Below are 22,192 nucleotides of genomic sequence, written 5' to 3'. Positions count from 1 at the left end.
TTGCCGGGTGGCGATGCGCCACCCGGCTTGTTTTTTAACCCAGCAAAGCACGCTCTTCGGCAGTTAACGCCAGCCCCTGAGTTGACCCCGTCTCCGACGACTTCACCGCCGCTTCCAGCACGGCCATCACCGCTAATGCCTCAACAGGGTGGGCAGGATTGGCGATTTCCCCGCGTAGCGCATCACGCACGTTAATATAGTACTGTCGCTGATCGCCTTTCGGGGTAGGGATCGTCTGCGGTGCGCCGTCGGCCCCAAAGAACACCATACTGTCGCTGTCTTCGCCCCAGGTTTCACTGCCAGGAGTCACCCCTGCGAGCAGCTGTGCTTCCTGCTGATCGATTCTGGCCTTCACCACGCTGCCCTTGTCCCCGTTGACGGCAAAGCGCGCCGTACCGCCTGCCACCAGCATGCTGGCGTGCAGAATCACCTTATGCTCCGGGTAGTTTAAGACCACGTGCGCCCAGTCGTTAACTTCAGCGCCGTCGCGCAGCGTCGCGATATTCCCCTGAACCGACTGCGGCAGGCCAAAGAGCTGCAGCGTCTGGTCTATAAGATGAGGCCCCAGGTCAAACCACAGGCCACTCCCGGGGACGTTCTGCTCGCGCCAGCGCACGCGCACTTCCGGGCGGAAGCGGTCGATGTGCGATTCAAGGTGTTTAACCTTGCCGAGCGTGCCTTGCTCAATAACCTGCTTAATGCCGAGGAAATCGCTGTCCCAGCGGCGGTTGTGGAAGACGGAGAGCAGCAGCTGCTTTTCCTCCGCCAGCGCAATCAGGTCGCGGGCTTCCTGCATGTCAAGTGTAAAAGGTTTATCCACGACCACGTGTTTACCCGAGTTCAGGGCCAGCGTCGCCAGCGGGGCGTGCGTGGCGTTGGGGGAGGCAATCACTACCAGGTCAACATCAGGATGCTGAATAGCCTCTTCAGGGGTGGAGACCACCTGTACGTCCGGCAGATCGCGTTTTACCTTCTCTTCATCGCGAGAAGAGACAACTGCCAGCTTAAGCCCGTCCACAGACTGGATCAGCGGGGCATGGAAGGTTTTCCCGACAAATCCATACCCGATCAGCGCAATGTTGATTGTTTGAACTTTACTCATGACCTTCTCCACGTTAATTCGCGCACACCGTGACCTGCAATGCGCCAGGGTCCCCAAGCTCAGGCCAGGGACGATCTAAAAAGAGTTGTTGAATGTTGGATAACCCGGAAACCAGATACGGCTCGCAGCGGTTAATTTTCAGATGATCGGCGACAATCCAGTGCACGTGGCTTGCGTCGAGCATTGCGCGTTTAACCTCGGCATCCGCTTCTTTACCGGCGCTCAGACCGAGTTCGGCATGAATGGCGCACGCCCCGAGGATGGCGATATCTGCCCGATAACGGGACAGCAAAGATAACGTGGCGCTTCCGGCAAACAGGCGCTGCTGGTGGTCCCATTTGCCGCCGAGCAGGATCAGCTCAACGTCTTCCCGGTCGCTAAAGTACTGGGCGATATCCAGCGACGTGGTAATGACGGTGAGCGGCCCCTGAAGAAAGGTGGCGACGGCCATCACCGTGCTCCCGGCATCCAGAAAAAGGGTGGAGCCCGGTGGAACCTGCTGTGCGACCTGCTTACCCAGGCGCTGTTTGGTCTCCGGCAGCAGCGTATTGCGGCCCTGACGGTTCATGGCTGAGAGATTCAACGCGATGGCTCCGCCGTGGTTCTTCTGCGCCAGGCCCTGGTTCTCCAGGTCGGTCAGATCCCGACGAATGGTATCGGCTGAAACCTGCAGCTTTTCGGCCAGCTCGGTGATGCTGGCCTGGCCTTGCTCGCTCAGGATATCCAGAACGTAGCGTTGACGAGCGGTTTTGTGCATGGGGGTACATTCCTGCAAAATGTCGCAATAGTTTGCATAATACAGCATTTTAACGCAGAGAAAAGGGCAATGTCGTTTTGATGTCGGGGAGTGAGGTGATGATTCAGATGCGTGATTATTAAAATTTTATTAAAAAGGTATAAGCAAGCCGTTTTGAATGTTAATCATAATGTTATTGTTATGTTTTATTTAACAGTTTGGGTTATGTAACCACTGCACCATCATTGTCTGGGTTTTAATTCTGTTAAATGGTGATAGTTCGGTTTTTAATTGCTTTAATTAGTTTATTAATGGCATTAAATTTTAATTGGGCCTGTTTGGCTACTTAAATTGACACTTCTTTGAAAATCTTTGTGTCTGACCCGAGCGGAAATTAACGCAAAAATGTGCAGGGAGCAAATTAAGAATTTTCCTTAAATAACAGTCGGTTTATATGTTTCATCTGAAAGGTCATTTTAAGAGTTTTGTCCAGAAACCCCATATTTTTTCTTAATTGTAACACCGCCTTAACATTGAGGGTGTAGTGGCCTATAACACATTTTGTTATGCTGCTAACCACTTTAGGAAATAAGTAAATTCTTAATTTAAATAAGACGCAGGCAGATCTCATCTCCAGAGGAAATGGGTATGGGGGAGTTTTACCTAAAATACGGCAAGGATGCTAAATAAGATATTTGTCTAATTATCTATACCTCTTTTTGGGTAATTGCTTCAGTGTCACTCAGAGTCAGGGAGATAACAATGACGATATTACGAAAGCCTATGTTACGCCGATTTACAGCAGCACTGGCATTCATTTCATTAGCCATAAATACGGCGTACGCCAATAGCAGTCAGGTGGGCATTGCCCCGGTTGCCACGACAACCTTAAAAGAAAGTATTCTTTTTGCTATCGATCGCGATCCGTCTATTAGTCAGCAGGCCGCACAATTGGGTATTGGCCAGGCACAAATAGATGAAGCGCGCAGCGGCTGGATGCCGCAAATATCGTTGAACGGGAGTACAGGGCACAGCCAGACCACCGATTCCAGCGGGTCGCTGAAGAATTCGGCCGCCTGGGGGCTGAGCCTGACGCAGCTGCTGTACGATTTTGGCAAGACTAATAACAGCATCAGCCAGTCTTCCGCCCAGCGCGATAGCTATCGCTATCAGCTGATGGGCACGCTCTCTGACGTGGCGGAAAAAACGGCGCTGAGCTACGTCGAGGTCAAACGCTATGCCGATCTGCTGCAGGCGGCAAAGGAGAACGTTCAGGCGCTGAAAAACGTTGAGCAGCTGGCAAAGCTACGCGCCGATGCGGGCGTGAGCTCGACCTCCGATGAGCTCCAGACCCGCACGCGTATTGCCGGCATGCAGGCGACGGTCGCGCAGTATCAGGCCGCCTTAAACAGCGCCCGCGCGCGGCTTGCGGTATTAACCGGTATGCAGGCAGAAAACTATTTGCCTGTACCTGCAAACCTCGCGGTTGAACCTGATTCGCTCAACCGCATTGATTACTCGCTGATACCGGCGGTTATGGCCGCGCAAAACATGGAGCGCTCTGCCCAGTACGGCGTGGAAACGGCGAAGTCCCAGCACTGGCCGACGTTAAGCCTGAAGGGTGGGCGCACCCGTTATGAATCGGACAACCGTTCGTACTGGGACGACCAGATCCAGCTCAATATTGACGCACCGCTTTATCAGGGGGGCGCAGTTTCCGCACGAGTGCGGCAGGCTGAAGGAGCACGAGCGATGGCCTCCTCTCAGGTCGATCAGGCGCGTTTCGACGTCCTGCAAAAAGCCTCCGTCGCGCAGGCGGACTGGACCGGCGCACGGGGAAGAATGGAGGCCGGGAAGCAGCAGCTGGAAAATGCCCTGCGCGCCCGGGATGTTTATAAAAATGAGTACACCCTGAGCAAGCGGAGCATTAACGATCTGCTCAGCGTTGAGCAGGATGTCTGGCAGGCTACTTCGGCGAAAATAATCGCTGAGTATGATGGCTGGAGTTCGGCAATTAATTATGCTTCCGCGGTTGATAATTTAATGCCGCTTATTGGAATAGAGAAAAACGCTGCCGCAAAATTACCCGATTTGAGTTAATAAAAGACGCGCAGTGTTGCGCAAAGTAAGACTGAAAATAATGGGTGTTTTTTCCCAGGGATAGCTACATCCATCTGGTGGACATATCCACAGGAATCCGTACACCTGCAAGGAGAAGAATATGAGTAACATAAAAGTTGTTGATGTCATCATTCGCAAAACGGCGGAGAAAACGAAATTAACCGGCGAAGGAAATCTGTCGGTCTCTATTTCATCCCCGAGCGTGATTGAAATCCAGGGTTCTGCTCAGGATGTGGTGCGCTATGTCCGCCAGGGTAAAGACCTCCTCATTTATATGAAAGATGGCAGCGTAATTCGCTGCAATAACTATTTTGTTGAAGATCCTGAAACGCATACTCAGTCAGAGCTGGTATTCAACGATCGTCAGGAACTGACGCATATTTCTTTTGCCGATGCCGGGGACGCGTCAGGTGCTGCGGTGACCGAGTTAACCGCGCAGGCCACACCGATTAGCAGCATTCAACCTTTCCTTGAACAGGAAAGCGTCTTAAGCGACGCGCCGTGGGGCTGGATTGCGGGAGCTGCATTAGGTGGCGGTGCCATCGGGGCGCTGCTGGCAAACGGCGGCGACGGCGAAACTAAGACAAAAGTTATTGATAATACCAAAGAGGTGGAAAGCGCCACGCCAACCTTCCTGCTGTCGGATAAAGCGGGTGACAAGCAGGGCGTGCTGAGCGCAAACGAGATCACGGACGACAGCAACCCAACCTTTAGCGGTACCGGTCAGCCAGGCGCGACCATCCAGGTTAAAGACAGCAGCGGCAGCACCATTGCGAGCACGATGGTCGGCAAAGACGGCACGTGGACGGTAATGTTACCGACCCAGACGGACGGGGAGCACACCTGGTCGGTCGTGCAGATCGACGGCAGTAAAACCACCTCTGCGGGCAGTATCACCGTGACGGTTTCAACCGCCGATGCCGCCATTACGCTTGCCACCACGGCGGGCGATAACGTGCTGAACGCCAGCGAACAATCCGCGGGCTTTACGGTTTCCGGAGCCAGCAAAAACCTGGCGCAGGGTACCGTACTTACCGTAACGCTGAACGGCAAAACCTACGCGGCTGAAGTCGGGGCAGACGGCGCGTGGAGCGTGAACGTGCCTGCAGCAGACGCGCAGGCGCTGGGCGACGGCACCTGGACGATTAACGTCAGCGGCAAAGACGCGGCGGGTAATACCGTGAGCGGCAGCCAGACGATCGGCGTGGATACCACCGCACCAACCCTCTCTGTCGATACCCTCGCGCAGGACAACATCATTAATGCGGCTGAGCACAATCAGCCGCTGACCCTGACCGGTAAAACGAATGCGGAAGCCGGTCAGATCGTCACGGTCACGCTGAACGGTAAAAACTATAACGCTACGGTGGGTAGCGACGGCACCTGGTCCGTCACGCTTGCAGCGAACGACGTGCAGGCGCTCAACGAGGGCAATCACACTCTGACGGTTAACGTTAGCGACAAAGCGGGCAACGGTACGTCCGTGACGGGAGATTTCACGGTTGATACCACTGCGCCGGTCGTCACTATCGATACCGTGGCGGGCGACGATACCCTCAATATCAGCGAGCAGGGGCAGGCGCAGATTATTTCCGGGCAGGCGAGCGGCGCGTCGGCAGGCGATGTGGTCACCGTGACCGTTGGCGGACAGTCTTTCACCGGCGTGGTGCTGGCGGACGGCAGCTGGAGCGTAGGTGTTCCGGCGTCCGTGCTGGGCGCGTTGGGAGAAGGTAACCATACGATTTCAGTTTCCGTGACCGACGCGGCAGGCAACACCGGCAGCGCCACGCACGATATTACGCTGAGCGGAAACCCGCCAGAATTTACGATTGACGCCATCAGCCAGGACAACGTGCTGAATGCTCAGGAGGCAATGCAGCCGCTGAGCCTCACCGGCACCAGCAACCTGCCTGACGGCAGCGCCATCACCGTGACGCTGAACAACGTCAGCTATCAGGCCACCGTTGAAAACGGTATCTGGGCGGTCCAGGTGCCGGTTTCCGACGTGCTGAATCTGGCGAACACCCTTTACACCGTCAGCGTCAGCGGTACCGACAGCGTGGGTAACAGCGGCTCTGCCGGGGCGACGCTGCTGGTGGATACCGTACTTCCGCAGGTCATTATCAACACCTTTGCGGGCGACAACCTGGTCAATAACGCCGAAGCGGGCGTCGATCAAACCCTCAGCGGTCGCGTCACCGGCGCGGCGGCGGGCGATACCGTGTCTGTCACCGTGGGCGGCAAGAGCTACACCGCAACGGTTGGCAGCGACCTGACCTGGAGCGTGAAAATTCCGTCGGCGGATCTTCAGGCCTTCGGCGACGGGGATTTAACCTTTACCGCGTCGGTGACCAACGGGCACGGCAATACCGGCACCGGCGAGCGCGATATCAATATCAATGCTGAACTGCCGGGCCTGCGCGTAAACACCATTTCCGGCGATGACGTGATCAACGCCATTGAGCAACAGCAGGATCTGACCGTCACCGGCTCCAGCACCCATCTGGCAGCGGGCACGCAGATTATCGTCACCATCAACAACGTTGATTACGTTACCGCGGTTAACGCCAGCGGCAACTGGCAGATCGGCGTCCCGGCGGCGGACCTGCAGGCCTGGAGCGCGGGAGGCATCACGGTTAGCGTCAGCGCGGTAGATGCCTGGGGCAACACCGTTGCGGCTGAACACCCGATTGAACTGGATCTGAACGCCGTAGCGGTCACTATTGATACCGTCTCCGGCGACGACCTGCTGAATGCCGCAGAAAAAGGGGCCGATTTAACCCTTTCCGGCCAGACGCAGGGTGTAGAGGCGGGGCAGACCGTGGTGGTGAAATTCGCCGACCAGACCTTCACCGCGCAGGTGCAGCAGGACGGCTCCTGGAGCCTGACCGTGCCCGCCAGCGCCATGGAAACCCTGATTGACGGGCGCGCGCAGGTGAGCGTCAGCGTCACTAACGTCAACGGCAACAGTGCCGACGCGTCGCGCGTGGTCACGGTGGATACGCAGCCACCGGCGATTACGCTCGATAACCTGACCGCCGATAACATTATCAACGCGGCTGAAGCGCAGCAGGATTTACTGTTAAGCGGTAGCAGCAGTGCGGAACCCGGCCAGACGGTTACCGTGACGCTGAACGGCAAAACGTATCAGACTACGGTCCAGACGGACGGTACCTGGCAGCTGAGCGTCCCGGCGGCTGATGTCGGTGCCCTCAACGATGGCATCGTTACCGTGACGGCCACCGTGAGCGACGTGGCGGGCAACACCAGCAGCGCCGACCGCGTGGGGCTGGTGGACGCGACCGTGCCGCAGGTGACCATCAACAGCTTTGTCACCGACACCAACACCGTTAACCAGCTCGCCCATTCACAGGCGCAGGTCCTGAGCGGCTCCGTCACCGGCGCGGCAGCGGGCGATCTGGTGACCATCACCATTAACAGCGTCGATTACACCACCGTGGTGGATGCGGCGGGCAACTGGAGCCTTGGCCTGCCGGCGTCCGTCGTGCAGGGGCTGGCTGACGGCACCTGGACAGTTGACGTCTCCGTGACCGACAGATCCGGCAATACCGGAAGCAGTTCGCTGGATGTGGTGGTGAATACCGTGACGCCTGTCATCGGTATCAACACGCTGGCGGCGGACGACGTGATTAACGCGACCGAGAAAGGCGAAGATCTGCAGATTTCCGGCACCAGCAACCAGCCGGAAGGCACGACTATTACGGTGACCCTGAACGGCATTCAGTACACGGCCACCGCTGACGCCAGCGGCAACTGGAGCGTGACCGTACCGGCGGCAAACGTGCTGGCGCTGGGCGAAGCGAATTACACCGTGACGGCGAACGTCACCGATAGCGTAGGCAACAGCGCCTCAGCCTCACACGATGTGCTGGTAGACAGCTCGCTGCCGGTGGTGACGATTAACACGCTGGCGGGCGACAATATCGTTAACGCGGCGGAAGTGGCGGCAGGGCAAACCCTGTCCGGTAAAGTCACGAACGCGGCGCCAGGTGACACTGTCACGATTATCCTTGGCGGCCAGACATACACGGCTACCGTGCAGGACGATATGACCTGGAGCCTGCCGTTAAGCGAGAGCCAGTTCACCGCGCTCGGCAACGGGGATCTCACCGTATCGGCAAGCGTCACCAACGCGCACGGCAATACCGGTTCCTCTTCGCTCGACTTCACCATCGACGCCCAGCTTCCGGGACTGCGTATTGATACGGTCGCAGGCGACGACGTGATCAACGTGATTGAACACGCGCAGAACCTGATTGTATCCGGAACCAGCACCGATCTGGCGGCGGGCAGCGCCGTGACCGTGACCATCAACGGCAAAGCCTATTCCGCAACGGTGCTGGCGGACGGCACCTGGCAGGCAGCGGTACCTGCTGCGGACGTGTCCCAGTGGGCGGATGGCTCGCTGGATATCAAGGCAAGCGCGCAGGATGCTTCTGGCAACCCGGTAACCATCGGGACCGTCGTGGACGTCGATCTCGCGCCGGTCGCCATCACCATCAACAGCGTGACCGACGACAACGTGCTTAACGCGGCGGAAAAAGGCCAGGATTTGGTGCTGTCCGGCACCACTTCCAGTGTTGAAGCGGGCCAGACCGTGACCATCACCTTCGCAGGGAAAACCTACACCACGACGGTGGATGGCAACGGCGACTGGACCTGGACCGTTCCGGCTGCCGATCTGAGCGGCCTGAAAGACGGCGACGCCAGCGTTCAGGTCAGCGTCATCAACGTGAACGGCAACGCCGCGTCTTCGGCGCAGGCATTCAGCGTCGACACCACCGCGCCGACGGTTACCATCAACACCATCAGCGGCGATAACATGCTGAATGCGGCAGAGGCGGCGCAGGATCTGACCCTGAGCGGGACCTCTACTGCCGAAGCGGGCCAGACGGTCACCGTGACCTTCAACGGCAATCAATACAGCGCGCAGGTGCAGGCGGACGGCAGCTGGACGCTGGACGTGCCTGCGGCGGATCTGGCGGGCATCACCGACGGCAGCGCCGCGGTAACGGCGACCGTGTCCGATAAAGCAGGTAACCCGGCCAGCGCGGGCTCATCGGTGCTGGTCGACACCACCGTACCGCAGATTAGCTTCAACATCGTTGCGGGCGATGACATCATCAATATTGCCGAGCATGGCCAGGCGCTGATCGTCTCCGGTAAGGTGACGGGCGCGCAGGCGGGTGACGCGATCACCGTGACCCTGAATGGTAAAGATTACACCGCCATGCTGGATGCGTCCGGCAACTGGAGCGTGGGCGTTCCGGCGGCGGACGTGGGCGCGCTGGTCAACGGTGAGCAGACGATTTCTGCGACCCTCACCGACAAAGCCGGTAACAGCACCACCGCGACGCACGAGTTTGACGTCTCCCTGACCGCGCCGGTCATTGCCATCAATACCCTGGCGGCTGACGACGTGATCAACGCGACCGAGAAAGGCCAGGATCTGCAGGTGTCCGGCACCAGCAACCAGCCGGAAGGAACCGCCATTACGGTGACGCTGAACGGCATCAGCTATACGGCCACCGCCGACGCGAGCGGGAACTGGAGCGTGACCGTTCCGGCGGCAAACGTCTCCGCGCTGGGCGAAGCGAGCTACGTGGTGACGGCGAGCGTAACCGACACCGCGGGCAACAGCGCGGGCACCGGTCACAGCGTGCTGGTCGACAGCGCGCTGCCGCAGGTCACCATCAACCCGGTCGCCACGGACGACGTTATTAACGCGGCGGAAGTGGCTGCCGGACAGACCCTGAGCGGGAAAGTGAGCGGCGCGGCGAGCGGTGACACTGTCACCGTTACCATCGGCGGCAATACTTATACGGCGACGGTTCAGGACGATCTGAGCTGGTCGGTCAACGTGCCGTCCACGGTCTTAACCGCCATCGGGAACGGCGATCTGACCGTGTCAGCCAGCGTCACCAACGGCCACGGCAACACCGGAACGGGCGAGCGCGAAATCGTTATAGACGCTAACCTGCCGGGCCTGCGCGTGGATACCGTAGCGGGCGACGACGTGATCAACAGCATTGAGCACGCTCAGAACCTGATTATTACCGGCTCCAGCGAAGGCCTGGCAACGGGCGCGGCGTTAACGGTGACCGTCAACGGCAAAACCTTCGCCGCAACCGTGCTGGCGGACGGCACCTGGACGGCGGCCATTCCGGCGGCAGACGTCAGCGCGCTGAATGCGGGCACGGTCACCGTGACCGTGGACGGCCAGAGCGCGGCGGGCAATCCGGTTTCCATCAGCCATGACGTGAAGGTGGATCTGGCGGCAGTCGCCATCAGCATTAACCCGATTGCCTCTGACGACGTGATTAACGCGGCGGAGAAAGGCGCGGACCTGGTGCTGTCCGGCTCCACCACCAACGTGGAAGAAAACCAGACCGTCACCATCACCTTCGGCGGCAAGTCGTACACCGCGACGGTCGATGCCGACGGCAACTGGACGGCTACCGTGCCGTCTGCCGATTTGGGCAGCCTGAAGGACGGCGATGCCAGCGTGCAGGTGAGCGTCACCAACGTGAACGGCAACAGCGCGTCCGCGGGCCGCGAGTACAGCGTGGACGCTACAGCGCCGACGGTGTCTATCGAGATCGTCAGCGACAATAACATTATCAATGCGGCCGAAGCGCAGCAGGATCTGGTGATTAACGGCGTCACCAACGCCGAAGCGGGTCAGACCGTCACCGTGACCCTGAACGGCGTGGACTACACCACCACCGTTGAGGCTAACGGCAGCTGGAGCGTGACCGTACCGTCCGCCGATCTGGGCGCGATTGCCGACGGGAACTACACCGTCAGCGCCGCCGTATCGGATAAAGCGGGCAACCCGGCCTCCGCGGATCGCGACGTGCTGGTTGATACCACCGTTCCACAGCTGACCATTCACACCGTTTCCGACGACGACGTGATCAACAGCGCCGAGCATGCGCAGGCCCTGATTGTCACCGGTTCCGTGACCGGCGCGGCGGCGGGCGATGTGGTCACCGTCACCCTCAATGGCAAATCGTACACCGCCACTCTCGACGCCTCCGGCAACTGGAGCGTTGGCGTGCCTGCGGCGGACGTAACCGCGCTGGCCGCCGGGGATTACACCATCACCGCGGCGCTGACCGATAAAGCCGGCAACAGCAACAGCGCCACGCACGGCGTAGAGGTGAACCTGACCGCGCCGGGGCTGACCATTGACACCGTTTCCGGTGACGATGTAATCAACAATACTGAAAAAACCCAGGATCTGACCCTCTCCGGTACGGCTTCCGGCCTGGCGGCAGGCGCGGTGGTGACCGTGATGCTGAACGGCAAAGCGTACAGTGCGCAGGTGGACGATAGCGGAAAATGGACCACCACCGTTCCGGCGAGCGAAGTCGGTCAGCTGGGCGAGGCGCTTTACACCGTCACCGCCTCGGCGACGGACGGCGTCGGTAACAGCACCAGCGCGTCGCACACCGTGAACGTGGAGTCCGTTCTTCCGGGCGTGATCGTTAACACCATTGCGGGCGACGACGTCATTAACGCGGCAGAGCTGGCAGCCGGCCAGACCATCAGCGGTAAGGTGGTGAATGCCGAAGCGGGCAACACCGTGACCGTGACCATTGGCGGTAACATCTACACCGCAACGGTGCAGAGCGATCTCACCTGGTCCGTCGATGTCCCTGAATCTGTTCTGACGGCGCTGGGCAACGGCGATTTGACGGTGTCAGCCAGCGTGACCAACGGCGTCGGCAACAGCGGATCCGCTGAGCGCGATATCACGATCGACGCTAACCTGCCGGGCCTGCGCGTGGATATCGTGGCGGGTGACGACGTTATCAACAGCATCGAACACGGGCAGAACCTGATTATCACCGGTTCCAGCGACGGGCTGATGGCAGGCGCGGCGCTGACCGTGACCGTAAACGGCAAGACCTATCCGGCGACCGTGCTGGCGGACGGCACCTGGAGCGCGGCGATCCCGGCCGCGGACGTGGGTGCGCTGAATGCAGGCACGGTCACCGTAACCGTTGCGGGCCAGAGCAGCGCCGGTAACCCGGTTTCCATCAGCCACGATGTAACGGTGGATCTGGCGAGCGTTGCCATCAGCATTGACGCCATCGCCACCGATGACGTGATTAACGCGGCCGAGAAGGGCGCGGATCTGGTGCTCTCAGGCACTACCTCAAACGTCGAAGAAAACCAGACCGTCACCATCATCTTCGGCGGCAAAAGCTACACCGCGACCGTAGGCGCCGACGGCAAGTGGACGACCACGGTGCCAGCGGCCGATCTGGCGGGTCTGAAAGACGGCGACGCCAGCGTGCAGGTGAGCGTCACCAACGTCAACGGCAACAGCGCCTCGGCGGGCCGCGAGTACAGCGTGGATGCGACCGCACCGTCCGTGACCATCAATACCCTGGCGACGGACGACATTCTCAATGCCACCGAAGCGAAGAGCGATCTGACGGTTTCCGGCACCAGCACCGCCGAAGCGGGCCAGACGGTCACCGTATCGCTGAACGGCAAAGACTACACCACAACCGTCAGCGCGGACGGCAGCTGGACGCTGAACGTTCCGGCGGCCGATCTGGCAGGATTAACCGACGGCAGCGTCACCGTTACCGCATCAGTCAGCGACAAGGCGGGTAACCCGGCGTCCGTGGATCACAACCTGGCGGTAGATATCACCGTCCCGGCGGTGACCATCAATACCGTGGCGGGCGATGACGTGATTAACATCGCAGAACACGGCCAGGCGCAACTCATCAGCGGCACCGCCACCGGCGCGGCTGCGGGCGATAAGGTCACCGTCACCATCGGCGGCCAGACGTACACCACCGTGCTGGACGCGGCGGGGAACTGGAGCGTGGGCGTCCCGGCGAACGTAATTTCCGGCCTCAGCGACGGCACCGTGACCGTCACCGCGTCGGTTACCGACTCGGCGGGCAACACCGGTACCGGCAGCCATAACGTGACCGTCGATACCGGTCTGCCTTCGGTCAGCTTCAACGCCATCAGCGGCGATAACGTGCTGAACGCGGTGGAGAAAGGTCAGGACCTGAGCGTCAGCGGCACCAGCGCCAACCTCGCGGAAGGCACCGTGGTGACCGTGACCCTGAACGGCAAAAACTACACGGCCACGACGGCGGCAGACGGCACCTGGAGCCTGACGGTTCCGGCGGCGGATCTGGCGGGTCTGGGCCAGGCCAACTACACCCTGAACGCAAGCGCCACCAACGGCGTGGGCAACAGCGTGAGCAACACCGCGAACCTGCTGGTGGACACCGCGCTGCCAACGGTCACCATCAACACCGTGGCGGGCGATAACGTCATTAACGCGGCGGAAGTGGCGGCAGGCCAGACCCTGAGCGGCACCGTGGCGAATGCCGAAGCGGGCAACACCGTCACCGTGACCATTGGCGGCAACACCTACACCGCGACGGTGCAGAGCGATCTGACCTGGTCCGTCAACGTGCCGTCTGACGTGCTGACCGCGCTGGGTAACGGCAGCCTGAGCGTAACGGCGACCGTCACCAACGGCCACGGCAACACCGGTACCGGCGAGCGCGAAATCGCTATCGACGCTAACCTGCCGGGCCTGCGCGTCGATACCGTGGCGGGCGACAACGTGGTCAACAGCATCGAACATACTCAAAACCTGATCGTCAGCGGATCCAGCGACGGGCTGGCGCCGGGCACGGCGCTGACCGTCACCATCAACGGCAAAGACTATGCGGCCACGGTGCTGGCGGACGGCACCTGGAGTGCGGCTGTTCCGTCTACCGACGTGAGCGCGTGGCCGGAAGGCACCGTCAAAATCAGCGTGACCGGCGACAGCTCAGCGGGTAACCCGATTACCATCAGCCATGATGTGACGGTAGATCTGGCGACCGTTGCCATCAGCATCAATGCGATTGCGACCGACGACGTGATTAACGCGGCGGAGAAGGGCGCGGATCTGGTGCTGTCCGGTGCGACCACCAACGTGGAAGCCGGGCAGACCGTGACCATCAGCCTGAACGGCAAAATCTACACCACCACGGTGGACGACAGCGGCAGCTGGACCTGGACCGTACCGTCTGCGGATCTGGCTGGCCTGAAGGACGGCGATGCCAGCGTGCAGGTGAGCGTCACCAACGTCAACGGCAACAGCGCCTCGGCGGGACGTGAGTACAGCGTGGATGCCACCGCGCCGACCGTCACGATTAACACCCTGGCGACGGACGATATTCTGAATGCCGCCGAAGCGAAGAGCGATCTGACCGTGTCCGGTACCAGCTCTGCAGAAGCTGGCCAGACGGTGACCGTGTCGCTGAACGGCAAAGACTACACCACAGCCGTCAGCGCGGACGGCAGCTGGACTCTCAACGTCCCGGCGGCCGATGTTGCGGCCCTGACGGACGGCAGCGTGACCGTTACCGCATCGGTAAGCGACAAGGCGGGCAACCCGGCGTCGGTTGATCACACTCTGACGGTGGACGTGACCGTTCCTGCGGTGACCATCAATACCGTGGCGGGCGACGACGTCATTAACCTCGCAGAACATAGCCAGGCGCACATCATCAGCGGCACCGCCACCGGCGCGGCAGCGGGCGATAAGGTCACCGTCACCATCGGCGGCCAGACGTACACCACCGTGCTGGACGCGGCGGGGAACTGGAGCGTGGGCGTCCCGGCGAGCGTGATTTCCGGCCTCAGCGACGGCACCGTGACCGTCACCGCGTCGGTTACCGACGCGGCGGGCAACACCGGTACCGGCAGCCATAACGTGACCGTCGATACCGGCCTGCCGTCCGTGGCCTTCAACGCCATCAGCGGCGATAACGTGCTGAACGCGGTGGAGAAAGGTCAGGACCTGAGCGTCAGCGGCACCAGCGCCAACCTGGCGGAAGGCACCGTGTTGACCGTGACCCTGAACGGTAAAAACTACGCGGCCACGACGGCGGCAGACGGCACCTGGAGCCTGACCGTTCCGGCAACGGATCTGGCGGGTCTGGGCGAAGCGAATTACACCCTGAGCGCGAGCGCCACCAACGGCGTGGGTAACAGCGTGAGCAACACCGCGAACCTGCTGGTGGATACCGCGCTGCCGACCGTCACCATCAACACCGTGGCGGGCGATAACGTCATCAACGCGGCGGAAGTGGCCGCGGGCCAGACCCTCAGCGGCAAGGTAACGAACGCGGAGGCGGGTAATACCGTCACCGTGACCATTGGCGGCAACACCTACACCGCGACGGTGCAGAGCGATCTGACCTGGTCCGTGAACGTGCCGGAGTCCGTCCTGACGGCGCTGGGCAACGGTGACCTGACGGTGTCAGCCACCGTCACCAACGGCCATGGCAACACCGGGACCGGCGAGCGCGAAATCGTTATCGACGCCAGCCTGCCGGGCCTGCGCGTTGATACCGTGGCGGGCGACGATGTGATCAATAGCATCGAACATACTCAAAACCTGATCGTCTCCGGCACCAGCGACGGGCTGGCGGCAGGCACAACGCTCACCGTGACCGTCAATGGCAAAACCTATGCGGCCTCCGTGCTGGCGGACGGCTCCTGGAGCGCGGCGATCCCGGCGGCAGACGTCGCGGCCTTCACAGCAGGTACGGTCACCGTGACCGTTGCAGGCCAGAGCGCGGCGGGCAACCCGGTGACCATCAGCCATGACGTGACCGTAGATCTGTCTGCCGTCGCCGTCAGCATCGATGCGATTGCCACCGACGACGTGATTAACGCGGCGGAAAAAGGCGCGGATCTGGTGCTCTCCGGCAGCACTTCGAACGTGGAGGAAAACCAGACCGTTACTGTTACCTTTGGCGGCAAGACTTACACCGCGAAGGTGGATGCCGACGGTAACTGGACGGCCACCGTGCCGTCTGCGGATCTCGCGGGCCTTAAAGACGGCGATGCCAGCGTGCAGGTGAACGTCACCAACGCGCACGGCAACAGCGCGTCGGCGGGGCGTGAGTACAGCGTGGACGCGACTGCGCCAACCGTGACCATTGATACGGTTGCAGGCGATAACGTGATTAACGGCAGCGAAGCGGCTGCGGGCGTTGCCATCTCCGGCACCACTACGGCGGAAGTCGGTCAGACGGTCACCGTGACGCTGGGCGGTAAGAGCTATACCGCGCAGGTGCAGCAGGGCGGCATCTGGAGCGTTAACGTTCCGGGCAGCGACCTCTCCACGCTGGCGGATAACGGCTACACCGTGCAGGTGAGCGTGAGCGACGCCGCGGGTAACCCGGGCAGCGCGGGCAAAACAATTACGCTTGATACCACGCCGCCGACCGTCAGCTTTAACGTTGTCGCGGGCGATGACGTCATTAACAGCGTGGAGCACGGCCAGGCGCAGATCGTCAGCGGGTCGGCAACCGGCGCGAACGTTGGGGATAAAGTGGTTATCACCCTCGGTTCGCACCAGTACACCACCACCGTTGACGCCAGCGGCAACTGGAGCGTGGGCGTTCCGGCCAGCGTGATTTCCGCCCTGACCGACGGCACCGTGACCCTCAGCGCGACCATTACCGACAGCGCGGGTAACAGCAGCACCCAGACCCATGACGTGGTGGTCAACACCGCCTCCGTGGCGCTGACGGTGAACACCCTTAGCGGTGACGACGTGATCAACGCGGCTGAAGCCGGTTCGTCACTGGTGATTAACGGCTCCAGCGCGCAGTTCGCCAGCGGGACTCAGGTCACCGTGACCCTGAACGGCAAGAGCTATACGGCCACCATTCAGAGCGACGGCACCTGGACGACTACCGTACCGGTTGCAGACGTCAGCGCCCTGGCCGATGGCGCCAGCTATCAGGTGTCCGTATCGGCACAGGACAGCGCGGGCAACAGCGCCTCCGCAACGCATACTATCAGCGTGGATACCACTGCGCCGGTGGTGAGCATTGGGACGCTGTCGGTTGACGACATGCTGAACGCCGCGGAAGCGCAGCAGCCGCTGACCGTGCACGGTTCTTCCAGCGCGGAGGCGGGTCAGACCGTTACCGTGACGCTGGGCGGCAAAACCTATACTGCGCTTGTCGGCAGCGACGGCACCTGGACGCTCGACGTGCCGGCGGCAGATCTGGCCGTCCTGAGCCAGGGCGCGCTGACGGTGACCGCCTCGGTCAACGATAAAGCCGGTAATAACGGCCAGACCACGCACACCTTAACGGTAGACACCGTTGCGCCAACCGTGACCATCAGCACCGTGGCCGATGACGATATCGTCAACAACGCGGAGCAGCTGGCGGGCCAGACGATCCGTGGTACGACCACGGCGGAACAGGGCCAGACGGTGACTGTCTCCTTCAACGGGCACAGCTATCAGGCGACCGTCGGGGCGGACGGATCGTGGTCGGTCTTCGTGCCGGGCCGTGATTTCCTCGGCCTGAGCGACGGGGAGTACACCATCACCGCTTCGGTGAACGATAAGGCGGGCAACCCGGGCAGCGCAACGCACGGCGTGACGCTGAACGGCGATGTCCCAACCATCACCATTAACACCTTTGCGCAGGACGACATCGTCAACGCCGCCGAGCACGGCACGCCGCTGGTCATCAGCGGTACCACCGACGCGCCTGCAGGCCAGAAGGTGACCATCACGCTGAACGGTAAAACCTATGCGGCTACCGTCCAGAATGACGGTACCTGGAGCTACACGGTGGGCAGCGCTGACGTGACCGCGCTGGCAGACGGCGGCTCGTACGTCATCAATGCGCAGGTGAGCAACACCATCGGCAACAGCGCCAGCGATAACCATACCGTCACGGTGGATCTCACCGCGCCGTCGATGGGGATAAGTATTGATTCGCTGCAAAACGATACCGGCCTGAGCGCAACGGATTTCATCACCAACGACAGCCAGGTCGTCGTCAACGGCTCGCTGACCGCGCAGCTCGGCAATAACGAGAAGGCGCAGATCAGCCTCGACGGCGGCGTCACCTGGATTGACCTGACCGTGACCGGCACCACCTGGCGCTACGCCGATGGCCGCACCCTGACGGACGGTACGTATCAGTACCAGGTCCGCGTGATTGATAACGCGGGCAACGTGGGGGCAACGGACAGCCAGGACGTGGTGATTGATCTGACGAAGCCTGCGGCAACCACCATTACCGTGGATTCCATTACGCAGGATACCGGTCTGTCCGGCAGCGACTTTATCACCAGCGACAACCAGATCAGCCTGAAAGGGACGCTCGGCGCGGCGCTGGGCAGCGGCGACCACGCGCAGATCAGCCTTGACGGCGGCGTCACCTGGACCGACGTCAGCGTCAGCGGCCTGAGCTGGACGTACGTCGATGGCCGCACGCTGGCCGACGGGGATTACAACTACCAGCTGCGCGTGATTGACGATGCGGGCAACATCAGCGCCACCGCCTCTCAGGTGGTGACCATTGATACCGTTGCGCCGGACGCCAGCAAAACGATCGCCATCGACAGCATCAGCGACGATACCGGCCTGAGCAGCAGCGACTTTATCACTCGCGACACGTCCCTGACGCTGCACGGCTCGCTCGGCGCGACGCTGGCCGACGGCGAATACGCGCAGATCAGCATCGACGGCGGCGTCACCTGGCAGAACGTGATTGTCACCGGCAACAGCTGGTACTACGTGGACGGCCGCACGCTGGGTAACCAGACCTATGACTACTACGTTCGCGTGGTGGATGCGGCCGGCAACGTCGGGGCCAGCGCCCATCAGCAGGTGACCGTCGATACGGTCGCCCCGGATGCGGCGATTACGGTGACCGTGGATAACATCACCGTGGATACCGGCTTCGACAATAACGACTTCCTGACCAGTTCGACCTCGTACACGCTGCACGGAACGCTCGGCGCAGAACTCGGCGCGGGTGAATTCGTGCAGGTGAGCATGGACGGCGGCAGCACCTGGGTATACGCCACCGTAAGCGGCACGCAGTGGAGCTACAGCGACACGCGTACCCTGACCGACGGCAGCCACAACTATCAGGTACGGGTCGTCGATCTGGCGGGGAACGTTGGGGCAACCACCTCGCAGGCGGTGACGGTGGATACCCAGGCGCCGCAGTACGGCGTCACCATCGACAGCATCAGCGAAGATACCGGCCAGTCCGGCAGTGATTTCATCACCATGGACACCACGCTGACCATTAACGGTTCGCTGGGCAGCGCGCTGGCAAGCGACGAGCGCGTACAGATCAGCCTGGACGGCGGGAATACGTGGCTCGATACCACGGTCACCAACCAGCGCTGGAGCTACACCGATACCCGCGATCTGCCTGACGGCGACTACACCTACCAGGTGCGGATTATCGACCTGGCGGGCAACGTGGGTTCGACCGCGTCTCAGGTCGTCACGGTAGACACCACGCCGCCGACCACGGTCGGCACGGTCGTCAGCTATACCGACGGCGAAGGCGAGCGTCAGGGCACCTTTGGCAGCGCGGTGGCAACGGACGATAACTCGCCGCTGATCAACGGGACGCTGAACCGTGCCCCGGATGACGGCGAGATCGTGCAGCTCTACCGTGATGGGGTACTGCTCGGCCAGGTGACCATGAACGGCAGCGCGAGCTGGTCCTTCCAGGACAACGGCCTGAGCGACGGGAATCACACCTACATCGTGCGCGTCACCGACAGGGCCGGAAACTACACGGAATCCGACGGCTTTGTGCTGAACGTCGACACCAGCATTCCGACCACCACTGCGGCGATTACCGCGCAGACCACGTCGGACACTACGCCGATCGTCACCGGTACCGTCTCCGCTGACCTGGTGAACGGCGAATATCTGGTGGTGACGGTGAACGGCAAAACCTACACCTCCCAGACCGGCGGTGCGGTGGTGGTCGACCCGGATCACAACACCTGGTATCTGCAGATCCCGGACGGCGATGCGCTGAGCGTGGCGAGCTACAGCGTGACCGCGCAGGTGAAGAGCAGCGCGGGTAACGGCAATACCACGGGTACGGCGACCGGCAGCCTGGTGATTGATACCACCTCGGTGAATACCGACTGGGCAACCACGGCGGGGAACAGCAACAACTCCACCATGACTCTCGGCATGAACAGCAGCGGTCTGTGGAATATCATCGCTAACGGCCAGTCTTACTCCAGCAGCGATAGCTCGACCTATGCCGGGAATACGCTGACCAACACCCGTAACTACTACGTGGTGAGCCAGACCGCCGCCGACTTTGACCGTAACGGCACGCAGGACATTTTCGCGACGGAAAATACCTACGCCGGGTCAACGCAGGTGATGTGGACCTACGATGGCAGTACCTATAACGCCAGTCAGCTGGCAATGGGCACTACCATCTGGTACGGCGGCGTGATTGCGTACGATAAAACAGGTGATGGGTATCTGGATCTGGCCTACGGTGACTCCGGCGCGGACTCCATTACGTACCTGATCAACAAGAACGGCGTACTGTCGCCGGATGGGACCAATGGCGGAGCAGGTTTCTGGGGGCAATTCACCACCATGCGTGAAATCTCCGGCGTCGATCTGAACAACGACGGCACGGTAGATATTGTCCAGCACACTAACCGCAGCGGCGCGTACTCGTTAACCGTGATCAACAACAACGGTAACGGCACGCTCTCCATCGGTCAGAACCTGACGAACGTGTTTGTGGCAAACGCTTCAAATACCACCACGGCGGCATCCATGACGTGGGCGGACTTCAACGGCGATGGCTACATGGATCTGTACCTGGGCAGCAGCTACAACAACAACGGCGGGGTGATCTACTACAACGACGGTACCGGGAAGCTCTCGGCCACCAAGAGCGCGGTAGAAGCCTCTAACGCAGCGGCGGGCTATTTGTCTGTGGCGGTGGACTGGAACGGCGACGGACAGATGGACATCGTCAAGCTCAGCACCTACGGCGGCTCGCAAACGGCGACCCTGTTCACCAACAACGGTTACGGCTCTACCTGGACCTCAAGCCAGCTGGCTTCAGGCCTGGCGAACGTCACCGGCGTGGCGGCTGTCGACTACAACTGGGACGGCGCGCAGGACCTGCTGGTTTCTCAGCAGAACGGCAAGGTGGTGCTGGTGCAAAACAGCAAAACCATTGCTGACGGCACCGCGATGCATCTGCACATTGTCGACAGCGAGGGCATCAACGCCTACTACGGCAACACGGTCAATCTGTACAACGCCGCGGGCGTGCTGGTGGCCTCGCAGATCATCAACGCCCAGTCCGGTATCGGTTCGAACGATACCTCTGCGCTGGTGAGCTTCTACGGGCTTGATCCGAATGAAACCTATTCGGCTGAGATCCTGAAGATCACCAACGGCGTGTCGGATAACGTCACCTGGAGCGGTCTGGAAGCGGGCAACGGCAAAGAGGGCTACGTTCTGACGGCCGAAGCGGCCACCGGCGGCCACAGCGGAACCATTACCGGGACCGGGTATAACGACACCTTTATCGCGGAAAACGGCACCTATACCTACAACGGTTCCGGAGGCTGGAATACCCATTCCGACTATGACACCTGGAGCAACACCGGTGGTATGGACGTGGTGGATTACCGCAATGCGACCTCCGGCGTAACCGTTGACCTGCGCCTCTCAACCGCGCAGGACACCGGGTTCGGCACCACGCGTCTGCTGAACATTGAAGGGATTAACGGTTCGGATTTCGACGACGTCATCACCGGCAACAGCGGTGATAACCAGTTCGAAGGTCGCGGCGGAAATGACACCTTCAACATCGGCAGCGGCGGTCACGATACGTTGCTCTACAAGCTGATCAACGCCTCGGATGCAACGGGCGGTAACGGCCACGACGTGGTGAACGGCTTTACGGTCGGGACCTGGGAAGGGACAGCGGACACGGATCGTATTGACCTGCGCGATCTGCTCTCCGGCAGCGGCTATACCGGCACGGGCTCGGCGAGCTATGTGAACGGCGTGGCCACGCTGGACAGCAGCGCGGGCAATATCAGCGATTACATCCGCGTGGTGCAGAACGGCAGCAATACCGAGATCCAGGTTGACCTGGACGGTACGGGCGGCCAGTTCTCGCCGACCACTCTGGTGACCCTGAACGGCGTGCAGACGGATCTGGCGACGCTGCTGGCGAACCATCAGCTGTTAATTGCGTAAAACAACGCCGCGGGGAGCGATCCCCGCGGCCTTTTGGCATTTCTTTACACGAATAGTCATAACCCTATATTTCACAAGATTATTTTGCGGGCTCGTTTAGAAAGCGTTCGTTTTTTAATCATCCCGT

At 60.8% G+C, this 22,192-nt stretch carries 4 protein-coding genes; 2 read left to right on the top strand and 2 right to left on the bottom strand.

Going from position 1 to position 22,192, the window contains the following annotated elements; translation table 11 throughout:
- Window positions 1–34: 34 nt before the first annotated feature.
- Both AC4IBF_RS11160 and AC4IBF_RS11155 read right to left on the bottom strand, forming a co-directional pair.
- Window positions 35–1,102: an oxidoreductase gene (locus AC4IBF_RS11160; protein ID WP_143345087.1), complete on the bottom strand. Its 1,068-nt coding sequence runs from the start codon at window positions 1,100–1,102 to the stop codon at window positions 35–37.
- Window positions 1,103–1,115: 13 nt separating this feature from the next.
- Complete coding sequence (locus tag AC4IBF_RS11155) at window positions 1,116–1,859, bottom strand: DeoR/GlpR family DNA-binding transcription regulator (RefSeq protein WP_252092880.1); 744 nt, start codon at window positions 1,857–1,859, stop codon at window positions 1,116–1,118.
- A 741-nt stretch (window positions 1,860–2,600) separates the two neighbouring features.
- Here AC4IBF_RS11155 and AC4IBF_RS11150 point away from each other — a divergent pair.
- The gene (locus AC4IBF_RS11150; protein WP_491462819.1) at window positions 2,601–3,938 is read left to right on the top strand and encodes a TolC family outer membrane protein; all 1,338 of its coding nucleotides are present in this window, start codon (window positions 2,601–2,603) and stop codon (window positions 3,936–3,938) included.
- 121 nt (window positions 3,939–4,059) lie between these two features.
- Window positions 4,060–22,065 carry an Ig-like domain-containing protein gene (locus AC4IBF_RS11145; protein WP_491462818.1) on the top strand — a complete coding sequence of 6,002 codons (18,006 nt, stop codon included), beginning with the start codon at window positions 4,060–4,062 and terminating at the stop codon, window positions 22,063–22,065.
- Window positions 22,066–22,192: the final 127 nt, after the last annotated feature.

The organism is Enterobacter sp. Taxon_8 (assembly GCF_058354585.1).
This window is presented reverse-complemented; position numbering and strand designations above follow the sequence as displayed.